Annotated in this window: 13 protein-coding genes and 1 pseudogene; 7 read left to right on the top strand and 7 right to left on the bottom strand. The window is 63.9% G+C overall.

The annotated features are described in order from the left end of the window. Positions 1 to 269 precede the first annotated feature (269 nt). From FPZ08_RS15865 to rpsP, 6 genes are all read left to right on the top strand, one after another. The gene (locus tag FPZ08_RS15865) at positions 270 to 1,229 is read left to right on the top strand and encodes a hypothetical protein (RefSeq protein WP_146290902.1); all 960 of its coding nucleotides are present in this window, start codon (positions 270 to 272) and stop codon (positions 1,227 to 1,229) included. Next, positions 1,226 to 2,440: a GNAT family N-acetyltransferase gene (locus FPZ08_RS15860; RefSeq protein ID WP_146290901.1), complete on the top strand. Its 1,215-nt coding sequence runs from the start codon at positions 1,226 to 1,228 to the stop codon at positions 2,438 to 2,440. The genes FPZ08_RS15865 and FPZ08_RS15860 overlap by 4 nt, the downstream gene beginning before the upstream one ends. 79 nt (positions 2,441 to 2,519) lie before the next feature. Next, on the top strand, positions 2,520 to 3,020 hold the full coding sequence (locus FPZ08_RS15855) for a class I SAM-dependent methyltransferase (RefSeq protein WP_186767041.1): 501 nt from the start codon (positions 2,520 to 2,522) through the stop codon (positions 3,018 to 3,020). Between the two features lie 65 nt (positions 3,021 to 3,085). Next, positions 3,086 to 4,519 carry a methyl-accepting chemotaxis protein gene (locus FPZ08_RS15850; RefSeq protein ID WP_146290899.1) on the top strand — a complete coding sequence of 478 codons (1,434 nt, stop codon included), beginning with the start codon at positions 3,086 to 3,088 and terminating at the stop codon, positions 4,517 to 4,519. A gap of 506 nt (positions 4,520 to 5,025) precedes the next feature. Next, positions 5,026 to 6,609, top strand: coding sequence for a signal recognition particle protein (ffh, locus tag FPZ08_RS15845; protein WP_146290898.1), 1,584 nt, complete (start codon positions 5,026 to 5,028; stop codon positions 6,607 to 6,609). A 31-nt stretch (positions 6,610 to 6,640) separates the two neighbouring features. Further along, the gene (gene rpsP, locus FPZ08_RS15840; RefSeq protein WP_146290897.1) at positions 6,641 to 7,081 is read left to right on the top strand and encodes a 30S ribosomal protein S16; all 441 of its coding nucleotides are present in this window, start codon (positions 6,641 to 6,643) and stop codon (positions 7,079 to 7,081) included. A gap of 206 nt (positions 7,082 to 7,287) precedes the next feature. Here the strand turns inward: rpsP and leuB are convergent, their stop codons facing one another. Further along, positions 7,288 to 8,388, bottom strand: a complete 1,101-nt coding sequence (gene leuB / locus FPZ08_RS15835; RefSeq protein WP_146290896.1) for a 3-isopropylmalate dehydrogenase — start codon at positions 8,386 to 8,388, stop codon at positions 7,288 to 7,290. 155 nt (positions 8,389 to 8,543) lie between these two features. After that, a pseudogene (locus FPZ08_RS15830) lies at positions 8,544 to 9,810 on the bottom strand (Glu/Leu/Phe/Val family dehydrogenase). Between the two features lie 168 nt (positions 9,811 to 9,978). On the opposite strand from FPZ08_RS15830, the gene FPZ08_RS15825 reads away from it, so the two are divergent. Then, a complete protein-coding gene (locus tag FPZ08_RS15825; protein WP_146290895.1) occupies positions 9,979 to 10,374 on the top strand; it encodes a GreA/GreB family elongation factor in 396 nt (131 codons plus the stop codon). On the opposite strand, the gene FPZ08_RS15820 is transcribed toward FPZ08_RS15825, so the two are convergent. The 5 genes from FPZ08_RS15820 to FPZ08_RS15800 all read right to left on the bottom strand — a co-directional run bounded on the left by FPZ08_RS15820 (position 10,362) and on the right by FPZ08_RS15800 (position 14,650). Further along, the gene (locus FPZ08_RS15820) at positions 10,362 to 11,024 is read right to left on the bottom strand and encodes a CPBP family intramembrane glutamic endopeptidase (protein WP_146290894.1); all 663 of its coding nucleotides are present in this window, start codon (positions 11,022 to 11,024) and stop codon (positions 10,362 to 10,364) included. The genes FPZ08_RS15825 and FPZ08_RS15820 overlap by 13 nt on opposite strands. Before the next feature lie 229 nt (positions 11,025 to 11,253). Further along, positions 11,254 to 11,544, bottom strand: coding sequence for a hypothetical protein (locus FPZ08_RS15815; protein ID WP_146290893.1), 291 nt, complete (start codon positions 11,542 to 11,544; stop codon positions 11,254 to 11,256). Between the two features lie 74 nt (positions 11,545 to 11,618). Further along, a complete protein-coding gene (locus FPZ08_RS15810) occupies positions 11,619 to 12,437 on the bottom strand; it encodes a COG3904 family protein (protein WP_246132682.1) in 819 nt (272 codons plus the stop codon). Then, positions 12,434 to 13,777, bottom strand: a complete 1,344-nt coding sequence (locus FPZ08_RS15805; RefSeq protein WP_146290892.1) for a hypothetical protein — start codon at positions 13,775 to 13,777, stop codon at positions 12,434 to 12,436. The genes FPZ08_RS15810 and FPZ08_RS15805 overlap by 4 nt, the downstream gene beginning before the upstream one ends. 249 nt (positions 13,778 to 14,026) lie before the next feature. Then, positions 14,027 to 14,650, bottom strand: coding sequence for a hypothetical protein (locus FPZ08_RS15800; protein WP_146290891.1), 624 nt, complete (start codon positions 14,648 to 14,650; stop codon positions 14,027 to 14,029). Between the last annotated feature and the right edge of the window lie 33 nt (positions 14,651 to 14,683).

Genomic DNA, 14,683 nt, shown 5'->3' with positions numbered 1-14,683 from the left:
ATTCATACACTTTTCGCGCCCTATATGGCGGATATGAGTGAAAATTGCCAGTGCAGGCAGCGCAACAGTGCTCTTCCAGTTCCCGACGTGGTGGTGAGTGGCGCCTTGGGTCAAAACCTAAAAATATTCATATTTTGTAAGGGTTTCGCACTTCATGGCGCTTTAACCAGCATACCAGTCTGGCCGCGCTAAAGCTGAGCTTGTGAGTTACCTTCCGGACAGATGAATGAGGATCGACCCTCTCCGCCACCGCTTTGGAGCCCGGCGCCATGAACATGACCATGCAGACCGACCAGATCATCACCGACTGGCAGCCTCACTTTCCGTCCCTGTGGGGCAATCATTCGCTGGCGCTGAGCCACCGGCTGGCCGCTTCGCCGCTGTTCAGCGATGATGCGCTGGCGCGGTTGATCGACAAGAGCCCACGCGAGGCCTACCACGTCAATTATTCGCAGAAGACGCCGGGCAACCCGCCCAAGCGCCGCGAAGGCGAGATCAAGGGCCTGTCCGGCAAGGATGTGCTCGATGTGGTCAAGAACGGCAATATCTGGGTCAATCTCACCGCGCCGGCCAGTGTCGATCCGGCCTATGGCGAACTGCTCGACAGCCTCTATGCCGAATTCGAGGAACGCGTTCCGGGTTTCCGCAGCTACAAGCGGAACCTGACCATCCTCATCTCCTCGCCCAATGTGTCGGTGAAGTATCATTCCGACGTGCCTGGCCAGAGCCTGTGGCAGGTGCGCGGCACCAAGAAGGTCTATGTCTATCCCGCCAGCCGCCCCTTCATTTCCCAGCCGGCGCTGGAAAAGCTGATCCTGGGCCAGTTGCGTGAAACCGACATGCCCTATGAGGGCTGGTATGACGACTATGCCGAAGTCCACATGCTCGAGGCTGGCAAGATGCTGCATTGGCCGCTCAACGGGCCGCATCGCGTGGTCAACGAGAACATGCTCAATGTCTCCTTCACCACCGAGCACTGGACCGACGAGCTGCGCAAGCATTACGCGGTCAACTATGCCAATGGCTTCCTGCGCTCCAAGCTGGGGCTCAACAAGCTCAGCCAGCAGGTGACCGGCGCCTCCTACCTGGCCAAGCTGGGCCTGGCGGGTCTGGTCAAGTTCACCCCGCTCAATCCGCAGAAGAAGAAAGTCTACACAGTCGATTTCCAGGTCGATCCCAGCGCGCCCGAAGGTGTGCGCGATATCGAGGGCTATTCTTTCAGCAAATGACCGCTCTCTCGGCCCTTAACCGCATCGATGAACGGCGGCACTTTCGTGCGGTCGATCGCGTCGATGTGGGGATTAGCGCGCTGCGTACCGATGTGGTGCGGACGCGCGAGGCGTTCGATGCCATGGCGCATCAATGGCAGGAGCTGGAACGGCAGGTCGATGGCGCCGTGCTGTTCCAGGGCAGCGGCTGGGCCAGGGCGATCTTCGATTTCGAGGCCAGGCGCGGCAATGTCGCCTTCGATCCGGTCGTGGCGACGCTTAGCGACGGGCAACGCCTCGTCGCCGTGCTGCCGCTCGAGCGTATCCGCACCCGCGCCCGCACCGTGCTGGCGCCGCTCGGCCATGCCTTCAGCCAATATTCCGATATCCTGGTTGGGGCCGGGCTGGAGCCGCGCGACGTGATTGCGCGCCTGTTGCGCACTGCCATCAAGGCGGCGCCCTGCGATGCGGTGAGCTTCCTCAAGGTGCGCAGCGACAGCCTGCTCGCCAAGGGCATGCCGGAAAACCATCTGGTCACCGGCACCGAACAGGGCGCACCCTATGTCGCGCTCAGCGCCTTTGACGATTACGTGGCCTATTTCCAGACCATCAAGCCCAAGACGCGCAAGAATATGCGCAATGCGCGCAACCGGCTGGAGCGCGACGGCGCGGTGACCCATCACATCGCCGATGGTGCCGAGGAAAGGCTTGAGGTCATCGAGCGGACCCTGAGCGGCCGCGCCAACCGGCTCAAAGACCAGGGCCTGACCTCGCGGGCCTTTCGCGATACCGCCTTCAGGGGTTTCTGCGCGTCCATGGCCGACAGGGCGGACCTGCCTGTCATGGCCATGTCGCTGCGCCACAAGGACGAGCCCATTGCCGAGCAATGGGGCTTCATCCACAAGCAGCGCTACTATGCCTTCGTCGCCTCGCGGGATTTCTCCAATTCGGACGAAAGCCCCGGCAAGCTGCATCTGGGCGAGGTCATTCATGCCTGTGCCGAACGGGGCCTTGACGGCGCCGACCTGATGGTGCCGGTCATGCCCTACAAGCTTACCTGGGCTACCGAAGTGGTCACGGTGCGCGATTATGCCCTGCCGGTCACGCCGCGCGGCATGCTGGTGCTCCAGAGCTGGGACAAGACGATGCGGCCGCTGCTCAAGAAGGCCATGTTCAACATGCCCAAGGGCTTGCGCAGCCTTGTCATGAAGCTGGCTGGCCGCGGGCTTTAGGCCGGACTTGAACCAAACGTCTTGAGACCTCATCCTGATGGTTCGACAGGCTCACCATGAGGTCTCCCGGTTATTCGATATGCCGATTGCCCACAGACATAGCGCCGCCGTTTCCGCGCTGGCCCTGACCGGCAGCGAAGCCGCGCTCGAAATCGGCTGTGGTCACGGCGTCGCTGTGCGGCTGGTGCTGGAGCGGCTCACATCGGGCACTATCACGGCGCTCGATCGCTCGCAGAAGATGATCGATGCGGTCGAGGCCGGCAATGAAGCCGCGCTGGCATCCGGCCGCCTGGTGACGCGGGCCGTGGCGCTGGAAGAGGCCGATTTCGGCGGCGCGGTCTTCGACGCCATCTTCGCCGTCAATGTCGACCTCAATCTGCGGCTGGGTACGCGCTGGCCTGTCATGCTGAAAAACCTGCTGCGGCCCGGTGGCCGGATCGTGCTTGCCTTCGATCCGCCGCCCGATAGCAGAAAGGGCCATGCCTTTGCCGCGAAATCCCTCGACCGGCTGGCGGCGGCTGGTTTCACCGCCACATTATTGCCGGCGCATGGCAAGGTCACCATTATCCGAACCGAGTAAAACAGGGTTAATCTTTCGTTACGCATTCGCCCCTAGTCTTTCCCGATGCTGCGCCGGGGGGAAGCATGACGGCCAATACTGCATCAAGACTTGCGCCGGATCATGCCGATGGTGCGCGCCAAAGCGATATCGGCGACCGGGTCGGGCGGCTGGGCGTGGAGATTGCCGATGTCGCCGGGCTGATCGCGGACCTGTCGGTTATCAGCCAGCAGCAGGAATTGCAGGCCGAAGCGGCGCGCAATGCCGCCGGGGAGATGAATGCGGCCGCAGGACAGCTCGGCCAGTCGATGACCACGACGCGGGCGGCCGCGGCCGATATGCGGGCCATTCTCCAGCAGAGCACCGCGGCGGTTTCGGGGGCGGTGACGCGCACCGCCGATACGATGGCGACCCTGTCGGATGGCGCCATGAGCATCAAGACCACACTCGATGGCGTCTCGGGCACCATTCGCAACGTCGAGGCGGCCAGCGCCGCCATTGCCCAGATCGCGCGGGAAACCAAGCTCCTGGCGCTCAATGCTTCGGTCGAGGCGGCGCGGGCCGGCGAGGCCGGGCGTGGCTTTGCCATCATCGCCAATGCGGTCAAGGGATTGGCCGACCAGATCCACGGCTTTTCCAGCCAGACCAGCGACAATCTCGCGCAATTGAGCCAGGCGCTGGGGGCATTGGGCGTGCAGGCCGGTGGCAATGCCGAAGCGGCGCAGCAGGCCATGGCGGATTCCGGCGCGGCCGCCGAGGCGAGTGCGACGCTGGCAGAGCTGGTCGGTTCGGTCGATCGCCTCGTCAGCGATATCGACGCCATGGCCCGGCCGGTCGAGCAATCGGTGGCCGGGTTCGAAACCATGCAGGGCGAATTGTCGGCCCTGGCCGATGGCGTCGCGGCCGGCCGCGGTCACCTGGCCCAGGCCGAGACGCGCACACAGTCGATCCTGTCGATCTCGGAAGAGTTCATGCTGTTCCTGGTCGAGAGCGGTTTTGAAACCGCCGATGCTGGTTTCATCGATCTGGCCCGGGCCAAGGCCGACGAGATTTCCGAACTGTTCAGCACGGCCGTGGCGCGCGGGCAGATCAGCATGGCGGACCTGTTCGACGAGGCCTATCGCGAAATTCCCGGCAGCGATCCCAGGCAGTTGATGGCCCGCTTCACCGCCTTTACTGACCGCGTCCTGCCCGATGTGCAGGAGCCGGTATTGGGCTTTGACAAGCGCATCGCCTTCTGCGCGGCGGTGGATCGCAACGGGTACCTGCCGACCCACAATGCCATCTATTCCCAGCCACAGGGGGACGATCCGGTGTGGAACGCCGCCAATTGCCGCAACCGGCGCATGTTCAACGATCGCACCGGCCTGTCGGCCGGTCGCTCCACCCGGCCTTTCCTGTTGCAGACCTATCGGCGCGACATGGGCGGCGGGCAATTCGCGCTGATGAAGGACTGTTCGGCCCCCATCACGGTCAATGGCCGCCACTGGGGTGGCTTGCGGGTGGCGTATAGGGTTTAGGCGTGGAAAGGCCAGGAGTGGAGCCACCCCTCGCCCCTTGAGGGAGAGGGTGGTTTTCCGCGTTCAGCGGAAAACCGGGTGAGGGGTACTGCGCTATCCCATGCTTCTGAGCGCAGGGAGAGTCCGACACCCCTCATCCGCCCTTCGGGCACCTTCTCCCTCAAGGGGAGAAGGGGAACTCCGATCATCGAGGCGACCCCTTTCCTTGACTCTCCGCCGCCTTTCCCCTAAACGCTGGCCCATTCATCAGGCTTTGCTCCTGACCAGCCGACCGGGACCCCTCAAGGGTATAAACCGATCCCGGAGGCCACCATCCGCCAGCGCGTTGCGCCCGCGGGTGGGTTTGGCGTTTGGACTGATGGATACCATATGGCTCACTGGACGAGCGAAGCGAGGACCCCGGCGACCGTTCGCCGCCCCCGCGGAGGGCCAGCGAAGCCGCCAGCGCGGATTGAGCGCGTCGGTGGCTGAGCGATGCGGCCCGTGAGCGAAAAGGACGACCAAAAATGTTCGAGAGCCTTTCAGACCGGCTTGGCAAAATCTTCGACGGACTCCGTGGCCGCGGCGCGCTGAACGCTGCCGATGTCGATGCCGCCATGCGCGAAATCCGCCGGGCGCTGATCGAGGCCGACGTTTCGCTCGAAGTGGTCCGCGCCTTTGTCGAACAGGTCAAGGAACGCGCGGTCGGCGCCGAAGTCACCCGCTCGGTGACGCCGGGCCAGCAGGTGGTCAAGATCGTCCATGACGAGCTGGTCGCCGTACTGGGTTCCGATAGCGTCAGCATCGACCTCAATGCCAAGGCGCCCGTCACGCTGCTGATGGTCGGCCTGCAGGGCTCGGGCAAGACCACCACCACCGCCAAGATCGCCAAGCGCCTGACCGACCGGCAGAAGAAGAAGGTCCTTCTCGCCTCGCTCGATACGCGCCGCCCCGCCGCCATGGAGCAGTTGCGCGTGCTGGGCGAACAGGTCGGCGTCGATACGCTCCCCATCGTCACATCCGAGACGCCCGTCGAGATCGCCCGCCGCGCCGAGCGCGAAGGCCGTCTGGGTGGCTATGACGTGCTCATTCTCGATACGGCCGGCCGCACCCATATCGACGAAGAGCTGATGGCCGAGACCGTCGCCATCAAGGATATCGCCAATCCGCATGAAATCCTGCTGGTGGTGGATGCGCTGACCGGCCAGGATGCCATCAACGTCGCGCGCAGCTTTGACGGACGTCTCGATGTCACCGGCATCGTGATGACCCGCGTCGACGGCGATGGCCGTGGCGGCGCGGCACTGTCGATGCGCGCCGCGACCGGCAAGCCGATCAAGCTGATCGGCGTCGGCGAAAAGATGGACGCGCTGGAGGATTTCCACCCCTCCCGTATCGCCGACCGCATCCTGGGCATGGGCGACATCGTCTCGCTGGTCGAAAAGGCCGCCGAGCACGTTTCGGCCGAAGACGCCCAGAAAATGGCGAAAAAGCTCAAGAAGGGCTCTTTCGATCTCGAAGACCTGCGCGCCCAGTTGCTGCAGATGAAGAAGATGGGCGGCATGGGCGGGCTCATGGGCATGCTGCCCGGCGCCGGCCAGATCAAGAAGGCCATGGCCAATTCCAATGTCGATGAGAAGGTGTTCGATCGCCAGATCGCCATCATCAATTCGATGACGAAAAAGGAACGCGCCAATCCCGACCTGCTCAATGCCAGCAGGCGCAAGCGTATCGCTGCCGGCGCGGGTGTCGAAGTTTCCGAGATCAACAAGCTGAGCAAGCAGCACCGCCAGATGGCCGACATGATGAAAAAGGTCGGCAAGGGCGGGATGGGTGCGCTGGGCGGCATGTTCGGCGGCAAGATGGGCAATATGCTCGGTGGCATGCCCGACCTCTCCAAGATGGACCCGGCCCAGCTCGAACAGATGGCCCGCCAGGCCGGCATCGATCCCAACCAGCTCAAGGGCCTGCCTTCGGTGCAGACGCCCCAACTTGCCGAAAAGCTGCCAACTGACGTTGGCGCCTTGTTCAAATCCGCCGGTACGGGTCTTCCCGGCCTTGGCGGTGCTCCCCGTTTCCCCGGCCTTCCCGGCCTGGGCAAGAAGAAATAGTCGTTTCAACCAAACCTAGGATACCAAGAAAATGGCCCTCAAGCTCCGTCTCGCCCGTGGTGGCACCAAGAAGCGCCCGTTCTACCACATCGTCGTTGCCGATGCCCGTTCGCCCCGCGACGGCCGCTTCATCGAGAAGCTCGGCACGTTCAACCCGCTGCTGGCCAAGGATGCGGAAAACCGCGTCGTGCTGAACACCGAGCGCGCCAAGCATTGGCTCGATGTCGGCGCCCAGCCGACCGACCGCGTGCTGCGCTTCCTCGACGTGGCCGGCGTTGCCAAGCGCGATGCGCGCAACAACCCGAACAAGGCCAAGCCGGGCGAGAAGGCCACCCAGCGCGCCGAAGACAAGGCCGCCAAGGCTGCCGCCATCGAAGAAGCCAAGAACGCCCCCAAGGAAGCTCCGGTCGAAGAAGCTCCCGTGGAAACCCCGGCCGCCGAGGAAGCTGCTGCGGAAACCACCGCCGAGTAAGTCCGGCGCCGAAAATACGAAAGCCCCGGCGCGCGAGCGCCGGGGCTTTTTTGTTTTTGAGTGCGATGTCGTCACAGCCACTGCGCGGTACCTCCCCCTTGACGGGGGAGGCTAGGAGGGGGTGTCGAGAGCCACGATGGAATTGGGGCCAACCGCCCCCCACCCTTGATCCCTCCCCGCAAGGGGGAGGGTGTCGACTGAGGGGTTTAGGCTTTCAATTTAGCCAAAATCGCCGCGCCCATTTCTTCCGTACCGACCGTCTTGCGATTGTCCTGGGCGATATCGCCGGTGCGCAGACCGTCCGACAGCACGGCCGAAATGGCGTTCTCGATCTTGGTTGCCAGCTCGATCATGCCGAAGCTGTAGCGCAGGGCCATGGCGACCGAGGCGATCATGGCGATCGGATTGGCAATGCCCTTGCCGGCAATGTCAGGCGCCGAGCCGTGCACGGGCTCGTAGAAGGCCTTGCGCTTGCCGGTGGCCGGATCGGGCGAACCAAGCGAAGCCGAAGGCAGCATGCCGAGCGAACCGGTCAGCATGGCCGCGACGTCCGAAAGAATGTCGCCGAACAGGTTGTCGGTCACCATCACGTCGAACTGCTTGGGGTTGCGCACCAGCTGCATGGCCGCGTTATCGGCAAGGATGTGGTGCAGCTCGACATCGGCATAGTCCTTGCCGACGCCCTTGACCACTTCGTCCCACAGCACGCCGGACTTCATGACATTCTTCTTGTCGGCCGAATGCACCTTGTTGTTGCGGGTGCGGGCCAGGTCGAAGGCGACGCGGGCGATGCGGTCGATTTCATAGGTCTCGTAGACCTGGGTATCCACGGCGCGCTTCTGGCCATTCTCGAGATCGGTAATGGTCTTGGGCTCGCCGAAATAGACGCCGCCGGTCAGCTCGCGCACGATCAGGATATCGAGGCCTTCCACCAGTTCGCGCTTGAGCGAGGAGGCGTCGGCCAGTGCCGGGTAGCAGATGGCGGGACGCAGATTGGCGAAAACGGCCATTTCCTTGCGCAGGCGCAGCAAAGCGGCTTCCGGGCGGTGCTCATAGGGCACATCGTCCCATTTCGGCCCGCCCACGGCGCCGAAGATCACTGCATCGGCGGCCTTAGCCTTTTCGGTGTCCTCGTCGGTGATGGCCACCTGATACTTGTCATAGGCCGAGCCGCCGGCCAGGCCCGCATCGGTCGAGAAATCGGTGAGCTGTTCGGAATTGGTCCATTTGATCAGCTTCTCCACCTCGAGCATGATCTCGGTGCCGATGCCGTCGCCGGGCAGCAGGAATAGGGAATGGGTGGCCATGAAAATCCTCGCCGTACTGGTGGTTACGCCTTTGCCGCGCACATAGAGGCATTTTGGCCCGCTGTGCAAGGGTGTGCAGGGCTGGATCGGTCCTGCCGGACACGAAAAAGCCGGCCCGAAGGCCGGCTTTTGCGCGTTCAGCGTTGTGCTTCGCTTCAGCCAGCGAAGAAGGGCTGGGTGCCGTGCGCCTCGATGGCGGTGGCCAGGCGCCCCAGTGCGTGGATATAGGCGGCCGAGCGCACCGAGACGCTGCGATCCTGGGCAATGGCCCAGACGGCGCGGCCTTCGCGCTCCATCATCTTCTTGAGGCGGGCATGGATCTCTTCGAGGTCCCAGTAGAAGCCCTGGCGGTTCTGCACCCATTCGAAATAGGAGACGGTGACGCCGCCGGCATTGGCCAGGATGTCGGGCAGCACGACAATGCCCTTGTCGGTCAGGATCTTGTCGGCTTCCGAGGTTACCGGGCCATTGGCCAGTTCCAGCACCACCTTGGCCTTGATCGAGGCAGCATTGTCAGCGGTGATCATTTCTTCCAGCGCAGCGGGCACCAGCAGGTCGGCTTCGACGGCGATCAGGTCATCGGAGGGGATAACCGTGGCGCCCAGTTCGGCAGCCATGTCGGCAACGTGCCGGCCGGCATTCTTGCCTTCGATCAGCCGCGCCACGTCCAGCCCGTCGGGCTTGTGGATGGCGCCGGTGGGAATCGGACACCGCAACGATCTTGTTGCCGTCCTCATCGGCCAACTGGGCGAAATATTGGCCGGCATTGCCGAAGCCCTGGATGGCGACGGTGCGCGAACCGGAGAGGCCCAGTTCCTGCGCCAGGTGGCGCACCAGATAGAAGCCGCCGCGCGCGGTGGCGTCGTTGCGGCCCAGTGAGCCGCCGAGCGCAATCGGCTTGCCGGTGATGACGGCGGGCGAAACCGAACCGGTGATCTGGTTATATTCGTCGGCCATCCAGCCCATGATCATGGCATTGGTATAGACGTCGGGTGCCGGAATATCGCGGTCGGGACCGACCGTGCTGGCAAAGGCCTGCATATAGGCGCGCGACAGGCGCTCCAGCTCGGTCTTGGACAGAGCATGCGGGTCGACCCGCACGGCGCCCTTGCCGCCGCCATAGGGCAGGTTCATCACGGCGCATTTGAAGGTCATCCAGAAGGCGAGCGTTTCGACTTCCTCGATGGTGCTGTCCGGATGGAAGCGGATGCCGCCCTTGGTGGGGCCGCGCGTATCGTCATAGCGGCAGCGCCAGGCCAGGAACGATTTGCGCGAGCCGTCATCCATGCGGATCAGCAGGCGCGTCTTGGTGGTCTCGCGCGGGTATTTGAGTTTCTCGATGACATCCTGGTCGATCTGGAGGTGGCTTGCAGCCTCTTCGAGCCGGATCAAGGCGCGGTCTAGCAGGGTGTCGTCGGTCATGGTTAGCCCCTATGAGCGGAAAATGTGCATAACGCATAAATATGCGGCACTGATCTGCCACGGCGGCGCGCTTAGGTCAATAAAGCTGACACAAGTTGCTCAGATTTGATGCTTTTCGCCTATTGACGGTGCATTTTTCCATCAGCAAAGTCGTGATATGACGAACCTATGAGCCCAGACGTGTTCCCCTCGCAGCCGCTGCCTGAAATCCTGGTCAATTCTGACGACTATAATCGCGTCATGCTGCTCGCCGAGCGGGTCAGCATGACCATGCCCTATGTCTCGGCTTATCTGGAGCGCGAGCTGAACCGCGCCGAGGTTTGCCAGCCATGGGACCCGGCCGGCGTCTCTATGGGCCATCGCGTCATGTTCCGGCTCGACGAGGAGCCGCTGACGCGAATCGGGCGGCTGATCTATCCCAACCGCGCCTTTGGCGAAAAGGGCAGCGTGCCGATCCTGGGGCCGGTCGGCGCCGCGCTGATCGGCATGCGCCGCAATTCATCCATCGAATGGCTCGATGACGGCCGCACCCGCTCGCTGACCGTGCTCGATTACGGCTGGTAGCTGAGGGCAGCCAAGAAGCCATTGGTGTCGAACAGCACCCAGAAGGTCAGCGCATTGGTCAGGACATGCGCTAGCGCCGTCCAGAAGATCGAGCCGGTGCGCCAGGCGATCCAGCTCCAGATCAGGCCGAGGGCCGCCGCGCCGCCGACCAGGTAAAGCCAGCCACCGTCAAAGGTGATGCCGTGACTCAGCGCCAGCGGCACATGCCAGGCGGTGAACAGCACCAGGCTCAGCACGAAACCCAGTCGGGGTCGTTCGGCAAAGCGGGTCAGGAAGCCGCCGCGCCAGGCCGCTTCCTCCAATGGTCCATTGATCAGCGCCACCAGCCCGGCCAGCATCGCGCCATGCGTGGTCAGCAAAGCCGTATTGGGCACGAAGGCCACCAGGCCCACGGCGCCGACCTGCAGCAGCAACAGTCCCGGCACGAACCAGTCGCGCCAGGCCAGCTTTTCCGAAAAGAGCTGCGGGCTTCGGCGCCCCCGCACATGGAAGAAAATCACCGGCAGGCAGAAGCCCAGCCAATAGACCAGCAGGGACAACAGAAAGCCCCGCGGTCCGCCCAACGCTTCGGTCAGAACAGGCACGATGAAGGCCAGCGCCGCGATCAGCACCAGTGCATGCAGGACAAGGGCGATCTGGGAGCGGGTCATGCGAGCGGGTTGTTCCTGTTAACCCGCATAGAGTCAGAAGATGGGGAATTGGGCAATGCTGCTTGGGTTGGGTGCCCGGGGCACCCACGATCTCACCACATTCACCGGCGCCTCCCGCGGACTTGATCCGCGGGTCACTCTTCCCTCGGTACAAGCGGCGAATGACCCCCGGATCAAGTCCGGGGGAAGCGATTGTGGGTGGGTCAAATAGGGGGGCTTCGTTACGAACTCAATTCGCCTGGCTGCGATCCACCAGTTCAAAATCGTCCGCCGCCAGATCGACCTTGAGTGCCAGTTGCTGGCGGTCCAGTTCGGCCAGCCATGCCGTCCATGAGCAGGGGCTCATGCCGTCGTCCTGGCTTTCCATCTGCGGTTTCAGGCGCCGCTGGAAGCTCAGCTTGAGCTGGGCGCGCTCTTCGCCGAAGCGATTGCGCACCCGGGCTATTGCCGGAATGCCGTGCCGGTCGGTCACCCAGTTCTGGATGTCGCGATGGCGCGTAAGCGTGTGAATCTGGGTCATGTGGCCTCCCCTGCAGATATGGTTACTAACCTCGTAAAACGGGCCCGGTCCTCCACCGGTTCCCCGCTATGGGATCAATTGTCGTCCAGTTCGGTGACAAGGTTGAGACGCGTCATCTCCTCTTGGTTGAAGTAGTAGAGCCGGTCCGGCGGGGTTTCGAGCGCATGCAGCCAGAGCGCCGGGTCTACGCCCGTTTTCGTCAGGTGGCTGATGATCTCGGCAGTGGTGGTCTGGGCGTCGCTCATGGCCGTGCCGGCGACGCGCAGCGCATTCTGCGGCTCGCCCGACAGGGCTGCGGCATAGATCTGGTGCACGCCGATGGCCGATTCTGCGCTGGCGATCCGAACCTTGCCCGAGGCGAAGATGATGGGGCAGGACGAGGCGCAAAGGGAGCCGGCAGCGACCTTGGTGGCAAGGCCCTTTTCATGGATCAGACTGCCTATGGCGAGCGCATCCACGACCGATCCTCCGGGCGAATCGAGAACCACAGTCTCTACGTATTCGCCCCGCGCCGCAATCTCGGCGGCAAAGCGCTCGGCCGAACCGAGGTCGATCGAGCCGGTCAGGCGCAGTTCTCCACCGGGCACCAGGGCGATTTCCAGCGGCTGTTCAAGCACTTCGGGGCTGGTGGTTACATTTGGCGCATTGGCATCATCAGGCCCTGCCGGATCGAAGGGCGGCAGGATGGGCCGGGTGGGCATGGCCAGGGCCGCGCCCTCATTGGCGGTCAGTTCGCGATAGTCGACATAGAGCACCGAGGCGGTGCCGGCGAGCAGGGCGAAAAATGCCACTCGCAGGATGGCGCCATCCTCGATACCGGCAATGGCGCTGACCGTCCGCTGGTAGAAGGAGCCGCTTTCGCTGGCGGCGCGGGCATTGGCCTCGGTCTTCATGCCGGGCGGGTCGTATCGGTGCGCTTGTGCTGCGCCGCATCGATGGGGGTCACCTTGCCGGTTTCGGTCGGCGCTTCGGCCACTTCCTCGATCGGTTCCGGCGTCATGGGTTCGGGCTCCGGCATGGGTCGTCCGGTCGCCACATCGATGCCGGCCGCCTCCATCTGGCGATAGAGCGCCATGGCGCGCAGCATTTCGGCGGCGGTGATGTTTTCGGCCTCTTCCAGCGAAGCGGAGTCGCGGCGCATGGCGTCATGCACGATCATCAGCACCAGGACCAGCACGACGGGCAGCAGGTCGATGGAAATGGCGCCGGCCCAGCTCGGGATGAAATCCTGCCAATAGCGGATCACCGCCTCGGCGCTGGACAGCGGCACGAAGCGGCGCTGCTCCACCGATGGCGTGGCGAGGATTTCGTCGGCTGCCGTGGTCAGTGCCGCCGACTGGCTGGCGACCGAGGCCCGCACGGTTTCCATCACCTGGTCCTGCCGCAGGGCCAGATCGCCCGAGCGGCCATCGGCGACCGGGGCGATGAAGCCGGCACTGAGATCGGCCGAGGCACGCTTCACCGAAGCGGCCACATCGGTCTGCTGCAGGGCGGCGATGACGGCGGAAAGCTGCACCGCTTCGGCCTGGAAACTGTCGGAGCGTGGCTCGATGGCGCCGGGCGTCGACACCAGTTCGCGCATCGTGGCGAGCCGGGCCGAGCCCTGTTCGAACAGCAGCGTCACTTCCTCGCGGCTACCGGTAATGGTTGATGCGAGCTGGTTCATCTGCGCGCTCATCTGGGTGAGCAATTGCACCACGCTGCCCGAGCCCTGCGTGCCGGTCAGCGCGCCGCTTTCGCGCTCATCGGCGGCCAGCCCGGCAAAGCGCTCGGCCGCGCGCTCCACATCGGGCAGCAGGCTCTGGCTGGCCAAGGCATTGGCATGGGCCTGGTCGAGATCCTCGGCATAGCCCTGCAGGGTCACCGCCATATGCTGTTCCAGCGCGGCCGAACCGGCCAGGGCCGCCGCATTGAGCCAGCTCGACATGGCGATGATCATGGCACAGCCCACCGCCATGGTGAGGAACAACCCGATGCGCTGCACGCCCGAAGTCACCAGCGGCACGAAGCGCAGCATGAAGCTCCAGAAGGCGTAAATGGCCACCGATACGGCGGCCGAATAGATCACCGCCGCGAAGAAGACGAAGCTGGCCGAGCCATCGAGCAGCCCGCGCACCCCGAGATAGGTATAGACGCCCGAAGCCAGTGCCAGCACGGCCAGGGCAAAGCGCGACATCGTCTCGACGCTCTTGACGGTTTCGTTGAGGCGGTAGGCGTTTGGCTTGAGCTGCATGTGTTCCGGCCCCGACTGTTATCAGGAGGTTAACACAGCGATGGCGGCAAGATGTAGGCGGAGAGAGCGCGGGGTTAATGACGGTGGCGTGAGCCATGGTAAAGGGAGCGCAGTCGTCCTTCCCTCCCCCCTTGTGGGGAGGGATCGAGGGTGGGGGTGAGTCACGAGCGCCGGACTCGCGGAGAGATACCCCCACCCGACCCCTTCGGGGCCACCCTCCCCACAAGGGGGAGGGAGAGGGCGTGGCACCTACCCATTCAGCTTCCGCAGCAGCTTCTCCACCCGCGCCCGTTTGCTCTGCTGGCCAATCCTGCCGATCCGCTCCTTGAGCACTGCCAAAAATCCAGGCTTCTGCTCCGGCGTCAGGACGGTCGCCGTCTGCTCGGCATAGGTGGGAAACTGGTTGGGCGCGGCATGTTTCAGTCGCTCCACCAGGATCGGTACCGCCTTGTCGCCATAGCCGGCCCGCGCCAGCTTCACCAGGATTGAATTGCAATGGTCCTTGGCAATCACCGAGCCGCGGTCGGCCGCTTCGATAATGGCCGGCAATTCGGCCACCAAAGTCGCGGCGCGCTGCTCGGCCACCGCATCCAGCGCCGTCATGGCGCCCCAGACCTTGCGGTTGTTGGAGCTTTTCAGCGCCTCGATAAAGACGGGGCATTGCCCGCCCACCAAAGCCGGATTGCGGGCGCCGACCTCGTACAGCACCTTGAGCGCATCATTGGCCTGCCGCGCCGGCCCCGAATGCACGGCAGCGGCCAGTTCGGCCACCGCCGCCATGTCTTCACGGGCGACGATATCTTCCGCCAGGTCCACATTGGGCTGTTCATCGCGCCGGTCCAGCGCACCGGAGAGTCGGTCGAGTACGGTCATGGCTTGGCCTCGCTAATGAGACCTCATGGTGAG

The sequence above is a fragment of the Devosia ginsengisoli genome, assembly GCF_007859655.1.
Lineage (GTDB): Bacteria > Pseudomonadota > Alphaproteobacteria > Rhizobiales > Devosiaceae > Devosia > Devosia ginsengisoli.
This window is presented reverse-complemented; position numbering and strand designations above follow the sequence as displayed.

Excerpts from the sequence above, each read along its gene's own strand:
- FPZ08_RS15865 (WP_146290902.1), top strand. The coding sequence starts at position 270 with ATGAACATGACCATGCAGACCGACCAGATCATCACCGACTGGCAGCCT.
- FPZ08_RS15860 (WP_146290901.1), top strand. The coding sequence starts at position 1,226 with ATGACCGCTCTCTCGGCCCTTAACCGCATCGATGAACGGCGGCACTTT.
- FPZ08_RS15855 (WP_186767041.1), top strand. The coding sequence starts at position 2,520 with ATGCCGATTGCCCACAGACATAGCGCCGCCGTTTCCGCGCTGGCCCTG.
- FPZ08_RS15850 (WP_146290899.1), top strand. The coding sequence starts at position 3,086 with ATGACGGCCAATACTGCATCAAGACTTGCGCCGGATCATGCCGATGGT.
- ffh (WP_146290898.1), top strand. The coding sequence starts at position 5,026 with ATGTTCGAGAGCCTTTCAGACCGGCTTGGCAAAATCTTCGACGGACTC.
- rpsP (WP_146290897.1), top strand. The coding sequence starts at position 6,641 with ATGGCCCTCAAGCTCCGTCTCGCCCGTGGTGGCACCAAGAAGCGCCCG.
- leuB (WP_146290896.1), bottom strand. The coding sequence starts at position 8,388 with ATGGCCACCCATTCCCTATTCCTGCTGCCCGGCGACGGCATCGGCACC.
- FPZ08_RS15825 (WP_146290895.1), top strand. The coding sequence starts at position 9,979 with ATGAGCCCAGACGTGTTCCCCTCGCAGCCGCTGCCTGAAATCCTGGTC.
- FPZ08_RS15820 (WP_146290894.1), bottom strand. The coding sequence starts at position 11,024 with ATGACCCGCTCCCAGATCGCCCTTGTCCTGCATGCACTGGTGCTGATC.
- FPZ08_RS15815 (WP_146290893.1), bottom strand. The coding sequence starts at position 11,544 with ATGACCCAGATTCACACGCTTACGCGCCATCGCGACATCCAGAACTGG.
- FPZ08_RS15810 (WP_246132682.1), bottom strand. The coding sequence starts at position 12,437 with ATGAAGACCGAGGCCAATGCCCGCGCCGCCAGCGAAAGCGGCTCCTTC.
- FPZ08_RS15805 (WP_146290892.1), bottom strand. The coding sequence starts at position 13,777 with ATGCAGCTCAAGCCAAACGCCTACCGCCTCAACGAAACCGTCAAGAGC.
- FPZ08_RS15800 (WP_146290891.1), bottom strand. The coding sequence starts at position 14,650 with ATGACCGTACTCGACCGACTCTCCGGTGCGCTGGACCGGCGCGATGAA.